A 20,275-nucleotide genomic window follows, 5' to 3' on the forward strand; every position below is an offset into this window, starting at 1 on the left:
TTACGCTATGCCCTCAAACTGGAAAATGTTTTGGCTTTATCCGGTCATCTATCTGTCCGGGGTTCTCGTCAGGCTTTGGCAGGGGAGCATACAGATTGCCGGAACTGAATTTCTTATGTTCTCGACAGGCTGGGTCCTAATATTCTTTACATCGATTTGGTTTGATCGCTTATTTTCTCGGATTTCTACAGATGAAATCGGTCGGGAAAAGAAGTTTATACACCAGTTAATCCAAGGCGTAAAAGACAACGCGCGCCGCCACTGAATATTTTGCAAATAATTGGTAGAGAAATGTGTTAACTAGAAAATAATTATTCGTGATTGGGACAAGCAATAATTGACTATCGAGATGAGAAGCACAAGCAGCCAAAACAAAGCGCGAGATTTGTCAATTGATTCGGGAGGATTTTTAGAGGCGGTTATCCTACGGCCGCTTTCGGGGAAGCCTGATGGCGTCCCGGACGGCGAGGTTGGGTCGGATAGAGAACGACCCCTTCCGGAAGCAAGGCCAAGGTCCGCCCGTACCCGTCTCGGACCATGTCGCGCGCAGCCATGGCTGTCAGCGAGACGAACGTTGGTCTGGCATCCTCAAGCTGCAGGACAGAGCCGAACACTAATAGCGATCCGCTTCGTTCGGACCGCCTCCTGCCCCCTCCTCGGGTCGTTCCGCTGGAGGTTGGTCCCTCCGGGCGGGCAAGGGAGCAGTGTTCTGCGGCCTTGCAGGGGGCGGCGGACTCGTCTTTCCCGGAGGACCGGGCGGACCCGTCCTGCCGATGGGTCCGGGCGGACCGGCGGCGCCCGGACGCCCCGGCTCGCCTTGTGGTCCTGCCGGACCGCGAGGTCCCGCCTGACCGACCGCCCCTTGCGGTCCTGGGGGGCCGGCCGGGCCGATCGCTCCGACGAGTCCGGCTTCGCCGCGTGGCCCGCCCGGCCCTTGAGGCCCCTCCGGGCCGGCAAGGCCCATCGCGCCATCGGATCCGGAAGGACCCTGTGGCCCAGGTAGCCCTTGCGGCCCGGATGGGCCTCGCTCACCTTTCGGACCCATCAGGCCCATGGACCCGGGTGGACCGACGGCAGCCGGCCCTTGAGGACCCTGCTGCCCGCATTCTCCGACGACGACCTCGCGGACTTGCTTTCGTGTCCGGAGTTTGATGATGCAACTCGAGGGATGGTAGATCACACGAAATTCATAGTTGCCTTTCGCATCGGTCCAGCGACTAAATTTTTCATCGAGCATGATCTCGGCACTTGGTTCGTCGACGGACCCGAGGACCCACAGTTCCCCGGCCGTGATCTTCGCGCCATCGATATGGATTTCGGCGAGGGCGGGCGCAGCAAGGCTGCACAACGTCCACGCGAGCGGCAAAGGCGAGAGCTTCCTCTTCAGCATAGCGCAGGCCTCTCCCGCGTGGCGTCCGAGCACACGATATTTACAAAATTCCAGGCCTCTAAACTGAATATCGAAGAATATCTGTGCAGACGTGAACTCGATTACATGTCGGATTCGCAGACTATTGGACGACGGCGCGCCACACGGGGGAACGGGTTCAACGAAACCTCTCGGCTTGGCCTCTACAGGAGAAGGAGAGTGACGACTTATGCCCTCACGGGTATAGATCTTTAGACGACGCAGCCCATGCAGACGGAATCTTCCTGTCGGCAACAGAATGACTCGCGGCCACCCGGCTTGGTCGGCAGCCAGCGCGCAGAGCTTTCGAGGAGCGATACTCCGCTTCCGCTTTCTTGAAAGCGCTGGCGCGACCGATGCCAGGACGCCTCGACAAGGTCGTGCGGTTTGCCTCGGCGCCCCTTCCAATGGGGACTGAAAGCCCATGGCAGCGCCATCTGCTTGACACGCACGAGCCTGCCCGCCTCAGTGCCCACACCCCGGCAAGCCCCGGGCGCACCCGACATCGGCCGGACCTCCCCTGACCCACACCCCACGCCCCGCCTTGCCGATCTCCCCGCCCGCAGCCCCCGTCCGGTCCGCCTCGTGAGCGCGCCGCTTGCGTCCGACGTCCGGTTCCTGCTGCCGGAGGCGGCCCGCTATGCCGGCGGGGCGGGCGTCGGGCCGGGGGAGAACGAGCACTGGATTCCGGCCAAGAACCGCTGGTCGCGGGTGGTGCTGCCCTTCGACGGCGTGGCGTCGGAGGGGTGGTGCCACCTCGGCTTCCGCCTCGCCTGGGCGGAGGCGGAGACCGCCGGCGGCGCCCTCGACTTCGCCCTGGTGGGGATCGACTTCCTGGCCGCGGACGGGTCGAGCCTCGACTTCGACCACGTGCCGGGCCTCGACCGGACGCTGCTGGACCCGCACGGCGCCTGGATCGCCGGCCCGTCCGCCCTGCCGCCGGAAACGCACGGGGCGCGGGCGGCACGCCTCCACCTCGCCTTCCGGGTGCCCGCGCCGGCCACCCGCCTCACGGTGACGATCCGCTCCTGGCGCAACAGCCACCCCTTCGCGGTGGCCGAGGCCCGCCTGACGCAAGGGGCGGACCTGCCGCCGGCGCCCTCCCTGATCCCCCGGATCCGGCACCGGCTCGGGCCGGAGCCGGCCTGGCGCGACCACGCCCTGGTGCCGGGCTGCGGCCTCGTGCTGCGCGGCCAGCTCCACACGCCGCGGCCGGGCGCCCACGCGGCCCTCGCCCGCATCGTCTACCGCGACCGGGACGGGGCGGCGCTCGACCCGCCCTATCCCGGCACGATCTCGGTGCCGGGCCTCGGCGCCCTCGTCGACCTCTCGGCCCACCAGCAGGCCCGGCGCTTCACCCTGGAGCTCCAGCCCCCCGCCGGGGCGGCGCGGGTGGCGGTCGGCTTCGCCACCTGGGAGGCGGACGGGCCGGAGGCGGAACTCCCGGCCCCGCCGGAGGCGGAACTCCTGGCCCCGCCGGAGGTGGCCCTGGAGGACCGGATGCGGCTGGAGAGCCTCTGCGCCGACGACCTCCTCGCCGCCCCGGACTTCCTCGCCCGCCTCGCCGAGCGCCTGTCCCTGCCCGCCGCCGCCTTCGCCGGCTGGTGCCCGCAGCCCGAGGCGGTGGCCGCCCGGCCGGGGGTGCTCGCCCGCGCCCGGGCGATCCAGCGCGGCGCGAATCACCGCGCCGCCGGCCTCGACCGGATCCTGCGCCTCGCCGGCCAGCCGGCCTGGACCCTGCCGGAGGCGCCGGACTGGACCGAGGACCCGTTCCGCTCGGTGCCCTGGCGCCTGGAGTACCAGTCCCTGGCCTGGCTCGGGGCGCTCGCCGAGGCCCCCGGCGGGGCGGCCACGGCCGTCGGCCTCGCCCTGTCCTGGTCGCGGGCCAACCCCTGGGGGGCGCCCACCGACGGCCTCGCCCTGCATCCGGCGGCGCTGGCCGCCCGCACCGAGACCGTCCTGCGGCTCCTCGCCCGGGCCGGCAAGCCCGGCGGCCCGGCCTCCCTCACCCTCACCGGCGAGGCGGTGCGCCACGGCTTCGCGCTCGCCGAAATCCTCGGCCAGAACACCTTCGGCCGCTCGATCCACCAGCTTCAGGCGGCGGCGACCCTGCGCGCCGTCGCCCGCGCCCTGCCGCTGCTGCCGCTCTCGGCGCATTGGGGCTCCCTGGCCGACGCCGCCCTCGCGGACGGACTGGCGCCGCTCCTCGATGCGGAGGGGCGGTTCTCCGACCCCGCCCTGCACCAGCGCCTCGAGCTCCTGACCCTGCTGCGCGCCCTGGGCCTCGGCCTCGACGCCGACGACCCCGCCGAGTCGGCGCTCAAGGCCCGGCTCGACCGGCTCGTCGCGGCCGGGCTCCCGGCGATCGCCGGTCTCCTCGATCCGACTGGGCGCCTGCCGCCGTTCGGGGACGCCCCCGCCGGCGAGGATGCCGCCGGCTGGATCGGGCGCCTCGGCGCGGATGCGGGACGCGCGCTCAGTGCCGAGCGCTGGTCCGAAAGCCCACGACCTCGACGCGACCGTCCTGGTATACCGCGCGTCACCCCCGAGCCCGCCGCGGGCCGCGTCGACCCGGCCTCGGGGATGATCGCGCAGCGCCACGACGCCCCCGGCCGCGGCTGGGGCCACTTCGCCTGTACCTTCGCCAGCCAGGGCCCCGGTCCGGGCCACCGGGACGTCGGCTCCTTCGTCTATGCCTGCGAAGGCGTGCGCTGGATCGTCGAAGCCGGCGGGTCGAGCCAGGTCGAGACCGGCGCCGCCCGCCACCACCTGCTCTCGGGCGCCGGCCACAACGTGGCGGCCCTCGACCAGCGCGAACCCATGGCCGGCCCGGCCCTCTACCTCGGGGCGCAGCGCCTCATCGGCGCCACCGCCCACCGTCTCGCCACGCAGGCCTACGGCCCCGGGATCGCCCACCGGCGGGTCTTCCTCGTCCTCGACGACCTCTCCGGGCTGGCGGTGTTCGACCGTTTCGCCGGGCCGGGCGCTCTCAGCTTCGAGGGCGCCGTCCACCTGTCCCCGGACATCCTGCTGGCCCTGGCGGGTCCGCGCCGGGCGATGGCCCAGGCCGGTCGCCACCGGCTCTCGCTCTCGCCCCTGGCGGTGACGGGGCGCTGCGCCGGCCTGACGATCCGCAACGGCTGCAACGGCCATCCGGGCGCCCTGCAGGGCTTCGTCGCCGCGCCCTCCGGCGGCCTGCAGCCGACCAGCGTGCTCGGCTACGCCTTCGCCGGCCAGGGCACGGTCTGCGGCGGCCTCGTCCTCGCGGCCGACGCGGATGCCGATCGCCGGCTGACCGCGCTCCTCGGCGAGACCGCCTTCGAGCGCCTGCTCACGGAGACGTAGGGCTCGGTCTCAGGAGCGCACTTCGCGCTTGGCGACGAAGTTGAACTCCTCCACCAGAACGTCCTTCACCACGTCGGAGCCGAGGCGGGCATTCACCTGCTTGCGGATCTCGGCGAGGCGCTGGGTGACGTTGTAGCGGGACAGGCGTTTGAAATCGATCGCCGGATCCGTGTAGATCTGCCGGAATGTTTCATCGACCACGAAGGCGTTGGGCGGGACGGAGAGCGTGTGCATCAACCGTGCATCGGCCGTGAAGACCAGGACGGCAATGATGTAACCCTGTACCTTGCCGTCGACAACCATGGGGACGTTGATGGGCGGCAGCTTCTGATACTGGAGACCTTCGAGGTAGGGCTCGGTTTTCTTGGCGAACAACCCCGCGCCCCAGGTCACCGCGCCGTAGCAGGACAGGATGGTGAGGCCGCAGATCCACAGGCCGGTGATCAGGATGCGCATGGCGGGGAGCGGGCCTCAGCGCCGGAGATGGCCGGAATAGGTGCCGTCGGACTCCGCCTCGCGGATCGAGTCCGCGACGATGCCGGAGATTTCGTCGACGGCCCGCAGGTGCAGACCGACCGCATCCTGGTTTCGCTCCAGGGCGCCGCGCAGGCGTAGGAGCTGGTCGAGCAGCGATGGCTCGAGGTCGGCGGGATCGAGGCCGCGCGTCAGGCGGGTGAGTTCGAGCAGGCTCTGGCTCTTGCGCCGGTTCACCGCCTCCTGATCGACGGGGCGGTGCGCCAGCAGCGCCTCGGTCTCCGCCGTGACGGTGGCTTCCAGGCGCTTCAGGGATTCGAGCAGCATGCGGTCTCAGCTCTCAGAGGTCTTGGCCGACGGGGCGATGGCGGCCGCGGGCGGATTGAGCGGGCGCGCCGCCTCGAGCATCCGGGCGATGCCGACCCCGCCGGCCTTGGCGACCTGGGTCCCGACCTGATCGGCGAGCATCGACTTCCAGATCCCGCCGGCATTGCCCTTGCCGAAGACGGCACTGGCCTTCGAGGGCATCATCGTCTCGACGAACTGGCGCAGGACGAAGGCCTCGAACTGCTTGTAGGGATCGCCGGCCTTGCCGGCGCCGGAGACCGCGTTGTCGGTCTGCAGGGCGGTGAGGGTTCCGCGGGCGTCGAGGGGCATGTGCACCGAGACGCCGGCCATGCGGTAGGCGTCGCCGAACGCCGCCGGATCGGTCCCGGGGGCCGACAGCTTGGCGGCAGCCTCCTGCACGCGGCCCGGATCGGCAGCGCGGGCCACGTCGAGGACGATGTCGGTGGGGGGCGAGATGCTCATGGCAGGCGTTTCGGCAGGTTCGAGGAGCCGGTTGCCCGGACCAATAGGCCCCGTGGCTTTCGGCAGGCTTGCATCGTGGCCTTGCCGGTCAGTCCGACGGATGCGCGCCGCGCGCGGCCATGAGGTCGAGTTGCTCGAGCAGGGCGTGCTGCTCGCGCTCGCGGTGGCGCAGCTTCAGGAGGCCGTCGGTCTGGCGCTCGGCGCGCTTCTCGGCGAGGCCGCGGGCGCACAGTATTTCAGACAGTCGTGTCGAGGTCGCGCTGAGTTCGGTCGCCTCGGCCGCGAGCGCGCGCAGCCGCCGCGCGGCGGCGTCGAGGAACAGGCCGTGCATGGTCTCGCCGGCGAGGGTGGCCAGCATGGCGGCCCGATCGGCCTCGACCTTGGCGGCCTGCGCGCGATTGGCGGCGAGGTCGCGTTCGGCGATGCCCCGCATCTGCTCCTGGACCCGGAGCAGGCGCTGGGCGCGGACGAGCCGGAGGCGGGTGGTCATCGGCTCAGCCCCGGCGCAGGTAGTCGAAGTAGCCCATGACGAACTGCGTCATGAACTCGTTGCTGATGGCGTAGAGGAGCAGCAGCCCGCCGGCCATGATGAACGGCGTGGCGATGAAGTAGACCGGGATCTGCGGCACGAGCTTGTTGACGAAGCCGGCGGCGAGGTTCACCGCCACCGCGTAGACGAGGAACGGCGCGGTGATGCGCAGCCCGAGCACGAAGGCGGTCGTGATCTGGTCCACGATGCGCACCAGGGCGGCCTGCGAGCCGATGCCCTCGCCGGGCGGGATGCGCGCATAGGAATCGATCAGACCGCGGAAGAGCTCCCAGTGCAGGTCGGCGGCGAACAGCAGGGCGGCCGCTGCCATCATGATCATCGCCTCGACGGCCGGCACCGGGTCCATGCCCTCGGCGACGGAGCCGGGCATGCCGCCGAAACCCACCATGGTGACGGCGGCGTTCACGACGGTCTCCAGGACGACGTAGTAGATCCGGCCGAGGAAGCCGAGGACGAGGCCGGTCAGGCTCTCGGTGACGATCCAGCCCAGGGTCGCGCCGGGGTCCTGCGCAGCGAGCTTGCCCTGGAACAGCGGCAGCAGCAGCGGGGTCAGGGCCAGCGAGACCGCGAGCGAGATGAGGAGGCGGACCTGCGCGGGCACGCGGGGGCTCGAGAAGCCCGGTACGATGAGCAGGCAGGCACCGACCCTGCAGAAGATCAGGAACACCCCGAGAAAGCTCTCGGGACCCAGCACGGCCAGGAGCGGAGCCGTCACGAAATGGTCCCGAGGGAGCGGATCTCGACCCCGCGCGCGATCTCCAGATGCGAGAGGACGGCCAGCGTCGGGTAGAGCCGCTCGATGATCATGCGCACGTAGGGGCGCGCGTCCGGCGCGGTGACGAGGGCGAAGTTGCGGGTCTCGCGCATCTGCCGGCGGATCGCCTCCGAGGCCTCGGTGCCGAACTGCTCCACGAGGCGCGGGTCGATGTCGAACTCGATGACCTCGCCCTTGCCGTCGCGCTTCAGGCTCTGGTGGAAGGAGAGGTCCCAGGCGCTGCCGAGGCGCAGCACCGCGAGCACGCCGTTCTCGGCCAGATCCCCGCAGATCTGCTGGGCGATGCGCATGCGGACATGCTCGGCGATCTGCTCGGCCCGGCGGGCATGGGGCGTGATCTCGGCCACCGCCTCCAGGATGAGGTGCAGGTTGCGGATCGACACCCGCTCGGAGAGGAGGAGCTTCAGCACCGCCTGCAGGCCCGAATAGGAGATCTGCGACGGACAGATCTCATCGAGCAGGCGCTTGTACTCGGGGTCGAGCCGGTCGAGCAGGTTGCGCATGTCCTTGTAGGACAGGAGGGTCGGCAGGTTGTTGTGGATGACCTCGGAGAGGTGGGTCAGCAGCACCGAGGAGCCGTCGATGGGCTCGAACCCGCCGCGCCGGACCTCGCCCGCATAGGCGTCGAGCACCCAGCGCGCCTTCATGCCGAAGGCGGGCTCGCGGACCTCGTCGCTCGGCACGTCCGGGACGGGGCCGTCGCCGACCACCACGAGGAGTTCGCCCGGCCGCAGTTCCTGGGTCGCCACCACGGTGCCGTGGATGAGGATCTGGTAGCATTTCGGCGGCACGGCGAGGCTGTCGGTCAGCTTGATGTCGGGCACGACGAAGCCGTACTGGCGCGCGAACTTGCGGCGCATCTTGGCGACCCGGTGCGAGAGCTCGGACTGGGCGCCCTGGAGCTGGGCCGAGATCTGGCGCCCGAGGCAGAGCTCGATCTCCGGGGTCTTGAGCGATTCCTTGACGGATTCGCGGACCGCGATCTGCTTCTTCTCCTCCTCCGCGAGGGCCTTGGCATCGACGAGGGCCTTCTCGGCGGCGAGCTTCCGCGGGATCGCGTAGGCGGTGAAGGCCATCAGCCCGGAGAGCACCATGAAGGGCAGGAAGGGCAGCCCCGGCACCAGGGCGAACATGAACATCAGGGCGGCGGCCACCGCGAGGGCGCGGGGATAGGCCCCGAGCTGGCCCATCACCGCCTGCTCGGCGGTGCCCCGGGTGCCGCCCTTGGAGACGAGGAGGCCGGCGGCCAGCGAGACGATGAGCGCCGGGATCTGCGAGACGAGCCCGTCGCCCACCGAGAGCTTGGTGAACACGTCCGCCGCCTGCCCCAGCGGCATGCCGTGGCGGGTGGTGCCGATGATGATGCCGCCGAAGACGTTGACGGCGATGGTGATCAGGGACGCGATGGCCTCGCCGCGCACGAATTTCGAGGCGCCGTCCATGGAGCCGAAGAAGGCGCTCTCCTCCTCCAGTTCGCGCCGGCGGCTCTGCGCCTCCTTGTCGTCGATGAGCCCCGCGTTGAGATCGGCGTCGATCGCCATCTGCTTGCCGGGGATGGCATCGAGGGTGAAGCGCGCGCCGACCTCGGCGATGCGGGTGGCGCCCTTGGTGATGACGAGGAAGTTCACCGTGATCAGGATCAGGAAGACCACGATCCCGATGACGAAGTCGCCGCTCATCACGAACTGTGAGAAGCCCTGGATGACGTGGCCGGCCGCCGACACGCCGTGCTGGCCGTTGGCCAGGATGAGACGGGTGGTGGCGATGCCGAGCGCCAGGCGCAGCAGGGTCGCGATCAGGAGGACGGTGGGAAAGGCCGAGAATTCCAGCGGCTTCTTGATCCAGAGCGCCACCATCAGGATCAGGACCGAGAGGGCGATCGAGAAGGCGAGACCGATGTCGAGCAGGATCGCCGGCACCGGCAGGAACAGGATCGCCAGGATGGCGACGATGCCCGCCGCGAACCCGATGTCCCGCTGGGAGCGGCGCTCCGGTGCGATCGTGGCGCTTGCCGCCATGGCGGATACTCAACCCCCGTGAATCTGCACCGGCTTGTCTCCCCGCAAGCTTGTGCGAGGGTCGCCTGGCGCCGGGGAGGCGACCGAACGGGCTCGGCGCGCGTTGGAATACCGACGATCCCGCCGCGCAGATGCGCGCGTGCTAAGATCTTTGTCTGCGTCGACGACGCGCGTTGGGACTTCGAACCCACCGCGCGTCGCCTGTAGCGTATCCAGTGAAAGTCGCGATCGACCCATGTCCAAGCTCCCCCTCGCACTCCTCCTCCCCGCCCTGCTCGTTCCGGGCATCGCATCGGCGGAACCCACGCCGATCCGCGAGCTGCTCAAGCTCTCCTGCACGGGGGACTATCTCGAGCATTGCAGCATGCATCCTCCCGGCGGACCGGAGGTCGAGGCCTGCTTCCGTCAGAACCTGCGCAAGCTCTCGCCGGACTGCGCTCGGGCGATCCGGACCTACCAGCGCGAGAAGAAGTCCAACCGTTGAGGGTCCGGCGGCACCGGCCGCTCGCCGACGCGAACCAGGATCCCGCCGTGCCGCAGCCCGAGGCAGACACCGTCCGGTTTCTCGATGCCGCCGAGGCGGCCCTGGTCGTCGAGTTCGGCGCCCGGGTCGATCCGGATCTCAATGCACGGGTGCTCGCCCTGGACGCGGCACTGGCGGAGGACCGGATCACCGGCCTGCTGGAGACGGTGCCGACCTACCGTTCTCTGATGATCCACTACGACCCGCTGGTTCTCGGCCGCGACGTCCTCGCGGCTTGGGTCGCCGATCGTCTCGGCCGCTCCGCGGCACCGTCGCGCACGGGGCGCAGCTGGACGCTGCCCTGCTGCTACGACCCGGTCCATGCGGAGGATCTCGCGGCGGTCGCCGACCACGCCGGTTTGACGGCCTCCGCCGTCGCCGAGCGCCACGCCCAGGGTTCGTACCGGGTCTACATGTACGGGTTCGCGCCGGGCTTTGCCTATCTCGGCGGCCTTTCCGAAACCCTGGCGATTCCCCGGCGCCAGACCCCGCGCACGCCCCATCCCGCCAACGCCCTCCTGGTGGGCGGTGGCCTCGCCGCGGTGGCGACCGTCCCGATGCCCACGGGCTGGTACGTCGTCGGCCGTACGCCGGAGCGGCTCTATTCCGAGGCGCGTCCGCAGAGCTTCCTCGTCGAGCCCGGCGATGCGCTTCGCTTCGAGCCCATCGACGCGGCGACCTTCGCCGCCCTGGACGCCCGGGCGGAGGCAGGGGAAGTCCTCGCGCGGAGGAGCCCGTGACGGCCGAGGCCACGCTCCGGATCCTCGCGGCGGGGGGCGGCGTGACCCTGCAGGATGCCGGCCGGCACGGCTTCCTGCGCTACGGCATCACGCCGGCCGGGCCGATGGACCCCCTGGCCCACGCCACCGCCAACCGCGCCCTCGACAATCCCCTGACCGCCACCGCCATCGAGGTCTCCCTCGGCGGCCTCACGCTCACAGTGGCGGAGGCCGCCATCGACGTCGCCCTGGCGGGCGGCGACCTGCGCATCGACCTCGACGGGCGCCCCCTCCCCCCGGCCGTCGCCCTGACCCTGCGGCCGGGCGCCCGGCTGACCCTCCGGGCGGGACGGGTCGGGGCCTGGTGCAGCCTCGCGGTGGCGGGCGAGATCGCCGCGGCGCCGGTCCTGGGCTCGACGGCGACCCACACCCGCTCCGGGCTCGGGGGCCTCCACGGGCGCGGCCTGCGGGCGGGCGACGGCCTTCCGGTGGCGCGTCCGCGGGCCGCGGTCGGAGAGCCCGCGCGCCTGGCCGTTCCCTGGCTGCACCGGCCCCCGGAGGTGATCCGCGTCATCTGGGGGCCGCAGGACGATCTGTTCGAGGCCTGCGGCCGCGACGCCTTCCTGGCGGGACCCTGGCGGATCGGCCCCCGGGGCGACCGCATGGCCTGCTTCCTCGAAGGTCCCGCGATCCGCGCCCGAACTCACGACATCGTCTCCGACGGCATCGCCATGGGGGCGATCCAGGTGCCGGGCTCGGGCCAGCCGCTGGTGCTGATGGCCGACCGCCAGCCCACGGGCGGCTACCCGAAGATCGCCACTGTGATCGGCGCCGATCTCGGCCGGCTCGCCCAGGCCCAGACGGGCACGCGGCTGCGCTTCGCCGCCGTCGGGATCGCCGAGGCGGTGGCGGCGCGGCGGGCGGAGCGCGCGGCCCTGGTCCCGGCCATCGCGCGCCAGCCCGTGCTGCGCACCGATTTCCCCTCGGAATTCCTGCTCGGGACCAATCTCATCGGCGGCGTGGTCGGCTAGGATCGCGCCGCCAGCGGCCGCCGGGCCGCGCCGAGCCGGGATGCGCCACGATGCCGACCATCGACCTGAACGCCGATCTCGGCGAGGGCTTCGGCGCCTATCGCTGCAGCGACGATGCGGCGATGCTCGATCTCGTGACCTCGGCCAACGTCGCCTGCGGCTTCCATGCCGGCGACCCCGAGATCATGGCCGAGACCTTCGCCCTGGCGCTGGCGCGGGGCGTCGCCGTGGGGGCGCATCCGGGCTTTCCAGACCTCGCCGGCTTCGGCCGCCGGCCGATGCCGTTCGGCCCGGCCGAGATCGAGCGGCAGGTCGCCTATCAGATCGGCGCCGCGCAGGCCCTGGCCGCCCTGACGGGCCATCGCCTGGCCTACGTCAAGGCGCACGGGGCGCTCGCCAACCGGGCGGCGGCGGAGCGGGACGTGGCCGATGCCGTCGCGCGGGCGGTCAGGGCCGTCGATCCGACGCTCGGGCTCCTGGCGATCGCCCGCACCGAGCAGGTGGCGGCCGGCGAGGCGGCGGGCCTCGCCGTCCATGCCGAGATCTTCGCCGACCGCGGCTACACCGAGGCGGGCCAGTTGATCCCGCGCGGCCGGACCGGGGCGCTGATCGCCGAGGCCGAGGCGGCGGCGGACCGGGTGCTGGCGATGGTGCGGGCCGGCGGCATCCTCAGCGCGCAGGGCACGCTGCTGCCGACGCGGATCGACTCGGTCTGCGTGCACGGCGACAGCGCGCAGGCGGTGGCGATGGCGCGGGCGGTGCGGGCGCGCCTGGAGGAAGCCGGGATCGTCCTCCGGGGTCTCGGTCAGAACCCGGTGACGATGCGCCCGTAGGTGGCTTCGGCGAAGGTGTAGATCTGCGCCCCGATGAACGAGCTCGTGACGAGGAGCACCAGCAGGATCACGACGATCTTGGGCACGAAGGTGAGGGTCACCTCCTGGATCTGCGTGAGCGCCTGCAGCAGCGCGACGGCGATGCCGATCAGCATCGCCGCGGCGATCGCGGGACCGGCGGCGACGATCACGGTCCAGATCGCGGCGCGCACGAGTTCCAGGGCGTCGACCTCGTTCATCCGGGTGGTTGCCTCGTCCTGTGGAAGGGTCGGGCCGTGTCTAGACCGGAACCCGTCACCGCGACAGCGAGATGCCCTCGGTGAGGAGCACGTCCTGGCCGCTGGTCAGGCGGGCGAGCGCGCCCTCGCTGGTGATCTTCACCGACTGGACCTCGCCGGTGGTGGTGCCGTCCGCGGAGGTGACGGTGCGCCCGATGATCTGATCGGCCTGCGAGAGGAAGCTCGACGACAGCAGCGAGTCGAGCTTCGTGTTGGTCTTGGTCGCCTGCTCCACCTGCGAGAAGGTCGCCAGTTCGCTGACATAGGCCGTGGAATCCATCGGCTTGGTCGGGTCCTGGTTCTTCAGCTGCGTCATCAGCAGGGTGAGGAACGTGTCGGCGTTCATCGAGGCGGCGATGCCCGTCGCCGTCTTGGTGGCGGCGGCGGTGGTGGCCGTCTGGGATGTGGCCGTGCTGGTGACGCTGGCGACGCTCATCGGCGGGCCTCCTGGTTCGATGGCCGGGTCAGGCCGGGTGGGTGTGGGATTTCGCGGATGCGGCCGGGAGGCCTGGCAGAGCCTCGAGGGCGACCGCACCCGCCTGCGGGGTGGCCGCCAGCAGGGCGGCCTCGCGCGGATAGAGGCCGCGCAGCAGCTTGAGCGCCTCGATCAGCCGGCCCGCCGCGACGAGCTGGTCGACGCCGAGGACGCCCTCGCGGATCTCCGGATCGGCGACGACGTCGAGGATTCCGGCCTGCAGGGTGCGGCAGAGGTCCCGGGCGCGCTCGGCGCCGGCCGGCTCGATCACGATCGCCTGGATCGCGAAATAGAGCTGGCGCAGGGGCGTCGTCGCCGCCTCCGCCTGGAGCACGTGCGTCTCGAGCAGGAAGGCGGCGTCGTTCAGAAGCTCCAGGGAGACCTTCCGATCGACGCGCAGGACCGCGCCGTTCACGAACACGCGCTCGCCGGCGCGCAGGGACAGGCGCATGGGCCGGCTCACCGCAGGCCGTCCCGGATCGAGGTGTTCACCGCGATGAGGGCCGACAGGGTCCGGTCCGGCGCGGCGATCACCGCGTTGGCCTCGTGCATGCTCCACAGGCCGATGGAGACGAGGTCGGCGCGCAGGTCCGGCGGCAGGCCGTTATCCTCGCTGTGCAGGTCCTCGATGAGCACGCCCCAGAGGCTCTGCAGGAAGCCGGCCGCCGTGGCGCGGTCGGTCTGCTGGGCATCGGGCCGGTCGGCGATGCGCAGCAGGTCGAGGGCCTGGTCGAAGGCGGCGCGCTCGCGCTCGCGCGCGATGGCCGGAGCCTCCTCCAGGATCTCGGCATAGGAAAACTGGTACATATCGGTCCTGTCCCGTGTATCCGCGGCCCGCCGCGCCGAGGCGCGGACCGGGCCGGTGAGCCGTTGGGGCCGGCGGGGTCCCTCGGGGTCGAGGCCCCGCCGCCGGGTCGTCGCGGTGCCCGGAAGCCCGGGCCGGCGCCGCGCTAGAGGTAGTTGACGAGGCTGAGCTGGCGCAGCTGAGAGGTCAGGGCGTAGGAGATCTGCACCTGCGTCGACAGGCGGTCGACCCGGGTCTTGGCCTCGGCGGTGTCCACGCCCTCCATCGCGCCGATCTGCGACTGGAGCAGGGTCGTCTGGGACTCGAGCCGGGTGTTGGCGGCGGTGATCGCGGCCTGCGAGCGTCCGAGGTCGGCCTGGAGCGTGATCAGACCCTGGCTCGCCTCGCCGAGCAACCCGGCGACCCGCGTGGTGAGGACGTTCTGCGCCGCCGCCGAGAGGTTCTGGGCGCCGAGGTCGGAGGCCATCACGTAGGCCATGGCGAGCTTGCGCAGGGCCGGTGCGTTGGCGCTCGCCGAGGTCGTGACGGTCTCGCTCAGAGAGATCTGATTCGTCAGGGGCGTGGTGCCGGCCTTGGACCAGTCGGTGCTCCACGTGCCGGCGTCGAACAGGCCCTGGAAGGCCGGTCCGTCGAGGAAGCTCGCCATGTCGGCGGCCGTGATCGCGCTCGCGCCGGGACTGTCCTGCGACATCCCGAAGGCCGCCTGGAAGGCCGCATCGACGGCGGTCTTCGCCGGGGAGGCCGGGCTGCCCGCATAGGCGGTCACCGGCGCCTCGGCGGTCCGGGTGCCGCCGAAGACGAACTGGCCGCCCGCGGAGGTGTTGAGGAGCGCGGTGAGGGTGACGAGCCCGTTCGCCGCAATGTCCTTGAGGACGCCGGCGCGCTTGTCTTCGGGCGTGCCGGTGAGCGCCGTCAGGGTGGCGTCGGCCCCGGCCTGCATCTGCTTCAGCACGGCCTGCGTGGTGCCGAGCCGCAGCGTCGCGGCGTTGTTGCCCTCGCGCAGGGCCGCCAGTTCGGCGGTCTTCTGGCGCAGCCCGACGGCGAGGCCGGTGCGGCCGCCGAGGGCGAGGCCGACATCGGCGTAGCGGCCGGTGACGAGTTCCTGGTTGGCCCGCGCCATGTCGGACTGCATGCGGGACACGCCGATGCGCGGCGTGTTCCAGAAGCTCAGGGTGGAGAGGGCGTTGGTCCGCATCGGGTCTATCGCACCGCGTCCATGAGGGTTTTCAGGAGGTCGTTCACCAGGGTCAGCAGCTTGGCCGAGGCGGTGTAGGACCGTTCGAGGGCGAGGGCCGCCGCCGTCTCGTCGTCGGCGTTGACGCCGGTGGCGTTGGAATAGGCGTCGGAGGCGCGGGCGAGCAGCGTCGCCTGGTAGGCCGATTCCGCCGTGGCGGCCTGCCGCTTGCCCGCGAGCCAGCCGATGGAGGCCGTGGCGAAGTCCTGGAGGCTGCTCCGGGTCGCAAGCTCCGAGGACGGGTCGAAGGCGCGGTCCGCCGCCAGGACCGAGGCGAGCGCCCGCAGGCGGTCGGGAAAGGCGGTGTCGCCCGATGCGGCCGGATTCGACCGGAAGATCGCGCCCGCGATCCCGCCGTCCCGCAGGAGCGTGACGTCGCCGCCCTGCTGCGGATCGACCGAGGCGCTCACCCGGATCCGGGCAGCGAGGCCCGTCTGGTCCACGGTGGTTCCGTTCGGGACCGGCCCGCCCGCCCCGGCGGTGAACAGGCCCGCCGCGCGCACCACCTGCCCGCCGGTTTCGGCCCCGGTTTCGGCGAAGGCGTCGATCAGTCCGTTGGCGATGCCGTCGAGCTGGGACTCGTAGCGGGTCGCGACCCCGTCGCGCAGTTCCGCGAGGCCGGCGATCCGGCCCGAATGCACCGGCATCGGCGAGTTGGCGCCCGTCACCGCGACGCCGTCCACCATCACGGCGGCGCCCATGGTGCCGGCCGAGAAGGCGGCGGTGGGGCTGAAGGCGACGCGGCGGGCGCTGCGCTCGAACAGGGGCACGCCGCTGTCGGTGTAGATCGCGACGTCGTTGCCGGCGCGGACCACGGTGGAGATGCCGATCTCGCGCGAGAGGCCGGCGAGGATGCGGTCGCGGTCGTCGAGGGCATCGGTCACGTCGGTCCCGGCCGCGGTGCCGCTGGTCACGACGCGGTTGGCGGCCTCGAACTGGGACAGGAGGTCGTTGATGGTCGAGACCGAATCCGCGAGGCCGGCATCCGCCTGGGCGCGGACGGTCTCGACGGCGGCCGCCCCGGTGTTGAGGCTCGTGGCGAGGTCGCGGGCGCGGTCGACCGCATCGCGGGCCAGGGCCGCATCGTCCGGCTTGTTGGCCGCGGCCTTCAGCGCCGCGTTGAGCGCGCCGAGGCGCGCGGCGGCCGAGGTGCCGTCGTCGGTGTCGCCGATGGTGCCCTGGAGCGTGTCGAGGCCGTCGAGCACGGCCTCGCTCGCCGCCGCCGAGGCGGTGCCGGCGAGCTTGCGGTCGAACAGGGCGACGTCGGTGGCGCGCTGGATCGAGACCGCGCTGCCGCCGCCCGCCGCCACGAGGTTGGCGATCTTGCGGGTGTAGAACGGATCGCTCGCCCCGGCCGTGTTGCGGGCCGAGACGGCGATCTGCGTCGAGGTCGCGAGGAGCGAGGATCGGGCGGAGTTGAGGGCGAGGGAGAGGCCCATCGGCGAAGTCCTGGCAGGCGGGCGCGGGCGGCGCAGGCCGCCGCATCGGGGCGATGCGGCGGGAGGGGTTCGCGGGGTCGCGCCGGAGCGCGGCGCGGCTCAGCGCTTGAGGTTCATCAGGGTCTCGAGCAGCTCGTTGCCGGTCATGAACACCTTCGAGTTGGCGGTGTAGACGGTCTGCGATTCGATCATCGTGGTCAGCTCGGTGCTGACGTCGACGTTGGACTGCTCCAGCGCGCTGGCCTTCACGGTGCCGAGGCCGCCGAGGCCGGCGAAGCCGACCTGGAGATCGCCGGATTCGAGCGTCGTCTGGAAGACGTTGCCGGCGCGCGGGTTGAGGTTGTCCGGGCTCTTCACCGCGGCGAGCGGGATCTTGAAGGCCCCAAGGCGGGTGCCGTCGGCGTAGGTCGCGTAGACGAGGCCGTCGGAGCCGAACTCGGTCCCGGTCACGGCCGAGGGCGCCTTGCCGTTGGCGGAGCCCTTCAGGTCGTAGGCACCGGCGAGCTGCGTCATGCCGCTCAGGTCGAGGGTGAAGGGTTCGCCCCCGGGAATCGTGAAGCTCGCGCTGGCGCCACCGCTCAGCTTGCCGTCCGCGCCGAACACGAGGGTCACCGGCGGCGCGGTCAGGGCGGTTCCGTCCGGGGCGTGGACCGAGGCGGTCCAGGTGTTGGCCGAGACGGCGGGAACCGGCGGGGTCGCGGTCGGGTCGCCCGGGCTCGCCGCGGAGCGTCCGAGATAGATGTCGAGGGTGACGCTGTTGCCGAGCTTGTCGTAGGTGACGAGCGAACTCTTCTTCGAGAAGTTCGTCGGCGACAGGGTGCCGCTCAAGGGGGCGCTGTCGGCGGACAGGTTGCCGGTCACCGCCGCCTTGGTGGAAGGCGTCGCCCGCAGGCCGAGGCTCGCCATGTTCACGGGAACGAGCCCGTCGGTGCTGTTGAGGGCGGGATTCGGGTCCTGGCCGTCGGCGAGGCTGTAGCCCAGCAGGGCGAAGCCGCCGGCATTGACGAGGTTGCCCGTCGGCCCGTCCACGACGAAGTTGCCGGCCCGGGTCAGGTAGGGCGCCTTGTTCTCGTCCTGCACCACGAAGAAGCCGTTGCCCTGGATGGCGAGGTCGGTCTTCGACGACGTGAAGGTGATCGGGCCCTCGGCGCCGATGGACCGGCGAACCGTGGTCTCGACCGCGCCGGACGTGTAGTTCGCGGTGGAGCTGCCCTCGATGAGCAGCGAGGAGAACTCGGCGGCCGAGCGCTTGTAGCCGGTGGTGCTCGAGTTCTGGACGTTCTCGGCGACGGTGGAGATGCGGTTCGATTGCGCGTTCATGCCGGAGACGCCGGTGCGCAAAACGCTGATGAGACTCATGACGTCACCTCGAAAACGGAGCTCGCGGCATGGCGCGATGGGCTGGCGGGCACTAGAGGAAGGCAGGCTTGCGCGGGGCTGGACGGCCTCGCGCGGCCGGGGCGAAACGGGGGGTAAGGGGAGACGGGCGCCATCCTCGCCTCAGCTCCGCAGGGACTGGGCGAGTTCGAGGAAGGCATCCTCGCTCGCCGCCATGCCGGGCTCCTGGCGCAGGGCCTCGTAGATCCGCGGCACGAGGAGGATGGCCTGGTCGAGCTCGGCGTCCTCGCCGGCGCGGTAGCCGCCCATCAGGCGCAGGTCGCGGGTCTCCTCGAAGCGCGCCATCATGGCCCTGAGGCGCCGGACCAGCTCGCGCTGCTCGGGCGTCCAGACCTCGGTGGCGAGGCGCGAGATCGAGCCCAGGAGGTGCACGGCGGGGTAGCGGCCCTGCTCGGCGATGGCGCGGTCGAGGACCACGTGCCCGTCGAGGGTGCCGCGGATGGAATCCGCCACGGGATCGTTGTGGTCGTCGCCGTCGACGAGCACCGAGAAGACGCCCGTGATGGTGCCGGCCCCGTCGAGGCCGGGGCCGGCCCGTTCGAGGAGGCGGGGCAGGTCCGAGAACACGCTCGGCGGATAGCCCCGGGCCACCGCCGGCTCGCCGGCCGCCAGGGCGACGTCGCGGGCCGCATGGGCGTAGCGGGTCACCGAATCGACGATGAGCAGGACGGACTCGCCGGCATCGCGAAACGACTCGGCGATGGCGAGCGCCATCTTCGGCGCCTGGCGGCGCATCATCGGGCTCTCGTCCCCGGTGGAGACGACGATGACGGCGCGCGCCCGGTTGGGCGCCATCGCCCCTTCCAGGAACTCGCGCACCTCGCGGCCGCGCTCGCCGACCAGGGCGACCACGACGCTGTCGAAGCCGGTGGCCCCGGCCAGCATCGCCAGCAGGGTCGACTTGCCGACGCCGGAGCCGGCGAAGATGCCGATGCGCTGGCCGAGGCAGAGGGGGGTGAACAGGTCGAGGGCGCGGACGCCCGTGCGCAGGGGCTTCGTCACCCGCGCCCGCTCCATGGCGGGGGGCGGGGCGGACTCCAGCGGAACCGCCCGGGCGCCCGGGACGAGGTCGCCGAGGCCGTCGATGGGACGCCCGAGGGCATCGATCACCCGGCCCTTCCAGCTCGGATCCGGCCGCAGGGTCGGGTCGCCGAGGCGATAGGCCAGGGTGCCGATGCCGGCCTCGATCCGGGCATCGAAGGGCTTCACGGTCACGCCGGCCGCATCCACCCGCACGACCTCGCCGATCTGCTCGCGGCCGTTGGCCAGGAAGCCCATGCGGTCGCCGAGGGTCAGGAACGGCGCGACGCCCGCGACCCGCGCGGCGCTGGCGGTGACCTCCTGGATCGGTCCCCCGACGCGCACCAGGGGCAGGACCTCGCGGCCCGTCGCCAGGGCCGCGCCGAGGCGGTCGAGGGCATCGCGCATCGGCTCAGCCCTGCGGGCTCAGGGAGCGGATCGCCCCGGAGAAGGTGGTCTCGGTCTCCGAGGTGAGCGTCGCCGCGCTCTCGAAGGCGCGCTGGATGGTGATGAGCTTCGTCATCTCCAGGACCGGATTGACGTTGGCGCCCTCGACGTAGCCCTGGACCATGCCCGTCCGGGTGAAGTCCTGCACCGGGGTCGCCGGCAGGCTGGTGCTGACGCCGTTCGGCTCGGCGCGGGTGAGCGTGCTCTTCGGATCCAGGGTGAAGAGCCCGATCGCCCCGACCTGGTTGATGCCCTGCGAGACGCTGCCGTCGCGCCCGATGGTGGGCGGACCGGCCTGCGGGTCGAGCAGGATCGGCGCGCCGCCGGGATCGAGCATCGGCTGGCCGGTGAGGCTGCGCAGCTGCCCGAGCGCATCCATCGTCATGCGTCCGTCGCGGGTATAGACGGGGCCGTTGGCGCCCCGCACCGCGAACCAGGCCTCGCCCTGGACCGCGACGTCGAGGGGGCTGTCGGTCTTGATCGTCGGCCCGGCGCGCCGGGAGATGTAGGTGTCGCCCGAGGAGGCGAAGGCGACGGCGCCCTTCGTCGCCTGCGCGAGGAGCGCGGTGAACTTGGTGTCCTCGGCGCGGTAGCCGCTGGTGGACAGGTTCGCGACGTTGTTGGCGACCGCGTTCAGCCGCTTGTCCATCGCGATCTGGGCCGAGAGCGAGACGTAGAGGGCGTTCTGCATGG

20 protein-coding genes are annotated in these 20,275 nt (G+C 71.3%); 5 read left to right on the forward strand and 15 right to left on the reverse strand.

Annotated elements, in window-relative coordinates; translation table 11 throughout:
- The first annotated feature begins 1,993 nt into the window (after positions 1-1,993).
- The gene (locus ACLBWX_RS01580; RefSeq protein WP_447675337.1) at positions 1,994-4,753 is read left to right on the forward strand and encodes a heparinase II/III domain-containing protein; all 2,760 of its coding nucleotides are present in this window, start codon (positions 1,994-1,996) and stop codon (positions 4,751-4,753) included.
- 9 nt (positions 4,754-4,762) lie between these two features.
- On the opposite strand, the gene ACLBWX_RS01585 is transcribed toward ACLBWX_RS01580, so the two are convergent.
- From ACLBWX_RS01585 to flhA, 6 genes are all read right to left on the reverse strand, one after another.
- The gene (locus tag ACLBWX_RS01585) at positions 4,763-5,209 is read right to left on the reverse strand and encodes a hypothetical protein (RefSeq protein ID WP_447675338.1); all 447 of its coding nucleotides are present in this window, start codon (positions 5,207-5,209) and stop codon (positions 4,763-4,765) included.
- Positions 5,210-5,224: 15 nt separating this feature from the next.
- Positions 5,225-5,554 (reverse strand): flagellar protein FlgN, encoded by a 330-nt coding sequence (locus ACLBWX_RS01590; RefSeq protein ID WP_447675339.1) that lies wholly within the window; start codon positions 5,552-5,554, stop codon positions 5,225-5,227.
- A 6-nt stretch (positions 5,555-5,560) separates the two neighbouring features.
- Complete coding sequence (locus ACLBWX_RS01595; protein WP_447675340.1) at positions 5,561-6,037, reverse strand: rod-binding protein; 477 nt, start codon at positions 6,035-6,037, stop codon at positions 5,561-5,563.
- Between the two features lie 88 nt (positions 6,038-6,125).
- Positions 6,126-6,527: a hypothetical protein gene (locus tag ACLBWX_RS01600; RefSeq protein WP_447675341.1), complete on the reverse strand. Its 402-nt coding sequence runs from the start codon at positions 6,525-6,527 to the stop codon at positions 6,126-6,128.
- 4 nt (positions 6,528-6,531) lie between these two features.
- Positions 6,532-7,302 (reverse strand): flagellar biosynthesis protein FliR, encoded by a 771-nt coding sequence (gene fliR, locus ACLBWX_RS01605; protein ID WP_447675342.1) that lies wholly within the window; start codon positions 7,300-7,302, stop codon positions 6,532-6,534.
- On the reverse strand, positions 7,299-9,380 hold the full coding sequence (flhA, locus tag ACLBWX_RS01610; protein WP_447675343.1) for a flagellar biosynthesis protein FlhA: 2,082 nt from the start codon (positions 9,378-9,380) through the stop codon (positions 7,299-7,301). The genes fliR and flhA overlap by 4 nt, the downstream gene beginning before the upstream one ends.
- 235 nt (positions 9,381-9,615) lie before the next feature.
- Here flhA and ACLBWX_RS01615 point away from each other — a divergent pair, with 235 nt between their 5' ends.
- The 4 genes from ACLBWX_RS01615 to ACLBWX_RS01630 are packed head-to-tail and all read left to right on the forward strand — an operon-like array spanning position 9,616 to position 12,486.
- Positions 9,616-9,864, forward strand: a complete 249-nt coding sequence (locus ACLBWX_RS01615) for a hypothetical protein (protein ID WP_447675344.1) — start codon at positions 9,616-9,618, stop codon at positions 9,862-9,864.
- A gap of 47 nt (positions 9,865-9,911) precedes the next feature.
- On the forward strand, positions 9,912-10,643 hold the full coding sequence (locus ACLBWX_RS01620) for a 5-oxoprolinase subunit B family protein (protein WP_447675345.1): 732 nt from the start codon (positions 9,912-9,914) through the stop codon (positions 10,641-10,643).
- Positions 10,640-11,653 carry a 5-oxoprolinase subunit C family protein gene (locus tag ACLBWX_RS01625; RefSeq protein ID WP_447675346.1) on the forward strand — a complete coding sequence of 338 codons (1,014 nt, stop codon included), beginning with the start codon at positions 10,640-10,642 and terminating at the stop codon, positions 11,651-11,653. Before ACLBWX_RS01620 ends, ACLBWX_RS01625 begins: the two co-directional genes overlap by 4 nt.
- Positions 11,654-11,703: 50 nt before the next feature.
- Positions 11,704-12,486, forward strand: a complete 783-nt coding sequence (locus ACLBWX_RS01630) for a 5-oxoprolinase subunit PxpA (RefSeq protein ID WP_447675347.1) — start codon at positions 11,704-11,706, stop codon at positions 12,484-12,486.
- Here ACLBWX_RS01630 and ACLBWX_RS01635 read toward each other — a convergent pair.
- From ACLBWX_RS01635 to flgF, 9 genes are all read right to left on the reverse strand, one after another.
- Positions 12,459-12,725: a flagellar biosynthetic protein FliQ gene (locus ACLBWX_RS01635; RefSeq protein WP_056477701.1), complete on the reverse strand. Its 267-nt coding sequence runs from the start codon at positions 12,723-12,725 to the stop codon at positions 12,459-12,461. The genes ACLBWX_RS01630 and ACLBWX_RS01635 overlap by 28 nt on opposite strands.
- 55 nt (positions 12,726-12,780) lie before the next feature.
- The gene (gene flgD, locus ACLBWX_RS01640) at positions 12,781-13,200 is read right to left on the reverse strand and encodes a flagellar hook assembly protein FlgD (RefSeq protein WP_447675348.1); all 420 of its coding nucleotides are present in this window, start codon (positions 13,198-13,200) and stop codon (positions 12,781-12,783) included.
- A gap of 28 nt (positions 13,201-13,228) precedes the next feature.
- On the reverse strand, positions 13,229-13,690 hold the full coding sequence (flbT, locus tag ACLBWX_RS01645) for a flagellar biosynthesis repressor FlbT (RefSeq protein WP_447675436.1): 462 nt from the start codon (positions 13,688-13,690) through the stop codon (positions 13,229-13,231).
- A gap of 8 nt (positions 13,691-13,698) precedes the next feature.
- On the reverse strand, positions 13,699-14,046 hold the full coding sequence (gene flaF, locus ACLBWX_RS01650) for a flagellar biosynthesis regulator FlaF (RefSeq protein WP_447675349.1): 348 nt from the start codon (positions 14,044-14,046) through the stop codon (positions 13,699-13,701).
- Between the two features lie 143 nt (positions 14,047-14,189).
- On the reverse strand, positions 14,190-15,239 hold the full coding sequence (locus ACLBWX_RS01655; RefSeq protein ID WP_447675350.1) for a flagellar hook-associated family protein: 1,050 nt from the start codon (positions 15,237-15,239) through the stop codon (positions 14,190-14,192).
- A gap of 5 nt (positions 15,240-15,244) precedes the next feature.
- Positions 15,245-16,717: a flagellar hook-associated protein FlgK gene (flgK, locus tag ACLBWX_RS01660; RefSeq protein WP_447675351.1), complete on the reverse strand. Its 1,473-nt coding sequence runs from the start codon at positions 16,715-16,717 to the stop codon at positions 15,245-15,247.
- 99 nt (positions 16,718-16,816) lie between these two features.
- The gene (locus ACLBWX_RS01665) at positions 16,817-18,076 is read right to left on the reverse strand and encodes a flagellar hook protein FlgE (RefSeq protein WP_447675352.1); all 1,260 of its coding nucleotides are present in this window, start codon (positions 18,074-18,076) and stop codon (positions 16,817-16,819) included.
- A 141-nt stretch (positions 18,077-18,217) separates the two neighbouring features.
- Positions 18,218-19,543: a flagellar protein export ATPase FliI gene (gene fliI, locus ACLBWX_RS01670; protein ID WP_447675353.1), complete on the reverse strand. Its 1,326-nt coding sequence runs from the start codon at positions 19,541-19,543 to the stop codon at positions 18,218-18,220.
- 4 nt (positions 19,544-19,547) lie between these two features.
- The gene (flgF, locus tag ACLBWX_RS01675; protein WP_447675354.1) at positions 19,548-20,273 is read right to left on the reverse strand and encodes a flagellar basal-body rod protein FlgF; all 726 of its coding nucleotides are present in this window, start codon (positions 20,271-20,273) and stop codon (positions 19,548-19,550) included.
- Between the last annotated feature and the right edge of the window lie 2 nt (positions 20,274-20,275).

The organism is Methylobacterium sp. M6A4_1b (genome assembly GCF_053345175.1).

What these genes read in the sequence shown, in the direction of transcription:
- ACLBWX_RS01585 (WP_447675338.1), bottom strand. Translation starts at nt 5,209, where the DNA reads ATGCGCATCCTGATCACCGGCCTGTGGATCTGCGGCCTCACCATCCTG.
- ACLBWX_RS01590 (WP_447675339.1), bottom strand. Translation starts at nt 5,554, where the DNA reads ATGCTGCTCGAATCCCTGAAGCGCCTGGAAGCCACCGTCACGGCGGAG.
- ACLBWX_RS01595 (WP_447675340.1), bottom strand. Translation starts at nt 6,037, where the DNA reads ATGAGCATCTCGCCCCCCACCGACATCGTCCTCGACGTGGCCCGCGCT.
- ACLBWX_RS01600 (WP_447675341.1), bottom strand. Translation starts at nt 6,527, where the DNA reads ATGACCACCCGCCTCCGGCTCGTCCGCGCCCAGCGCCTGCTCCGGGTC.
- flhA (WP_447675343.1), bottom strand. Translation starts at nt 9,380, where the DNA reads ATGGCGGCAAGCGCCACGATCGCACCGGAGCGCCGCTCCCAGCGGGAC.
- ACLBWX_RS01615 (WP_447675344.1), top strand. Translation starts at nt 9,616, where the DNA reads ATGTCCAAGCTCCCCCTCGCACTCCTCCTCCCCGCCCTGCTCGTTCCG.
- ACLBWX_RS01630 (WP_447675347.1), top strand. Translation starts at nt 11,704, where the DNA reads ATGCCGACCATCGACCTGAACGCCGATCTCGGCGAGGGCTTCGGCGCC.
- ACLBWX_RS01635 (WP_056477701.1), bottom strand. Translation starts at nt 12,725, where the DNA reads ATGAACGAGGTCGACGCCCTGGAACTCGTGCGCGCCGCGATCTGGACC.
- flgD (WP_447675348.1), bottom strand. Translation starts at nt 13,200, where the DNA reads ATGAGCGTCGCCAGCGTCACCAGCACGGCCACATCCCAGACGGCCACC.
- flbT (WP_447675436.1), bottom strand. Translation starts at nt 13,690, where the DNA reads ATGCGCCTGTCCCTGCGCGCCGGCGAGCGCGTGTTCGTGAACGGCGCG.
- flaF (WP_447675349.1), bottom strand. Translation starts at nt 14,046, where the DNA reads ATGTACCAGTTTTCCTATGCCGAGATCCTGGAGGAGGCTCCGGCCATC.
- ACLBWX_RS01655 (WP_447675350.1), bottom strand. Translation starts at nt 15,239, where the DNA reads ATGCGGACCAACGCCCTCTCCACCCTGAGCTTCTGGAACACGCCGCGC.
- flgK (WP_447675351.1), bottom strand. Translation starts at nt 16,717, where the DNA reads ATGGGCCTCTCCCTCGCCCTCAACTCCGCCCGATCCTCGCTCCTCGCG.
- ACLBWX_RS01665 (WP_447675352.1), bottom strand. Translation starts at nt 18,076, where the DNA reads ATGAGTCTCATCAGCGTTTTGCGCACCGGCGTCTCCGGCATGAACGCG.
- fliI (WP_447675353.1), bottom strand. Translation starts at nt 19,543, where the DNA reads ATGCGCGATGCCCTCGACCGCCTCGGCGCGGCCCTGGCGACGGGCCGC.
- flgF (WP_447675354.1), bottom strand. Translation starts at nt 20,273, where the DNA reads ATGCAGAACGCCCTCTACGTCTCGCTCTCGGCCCAGATCGCGATGGAC.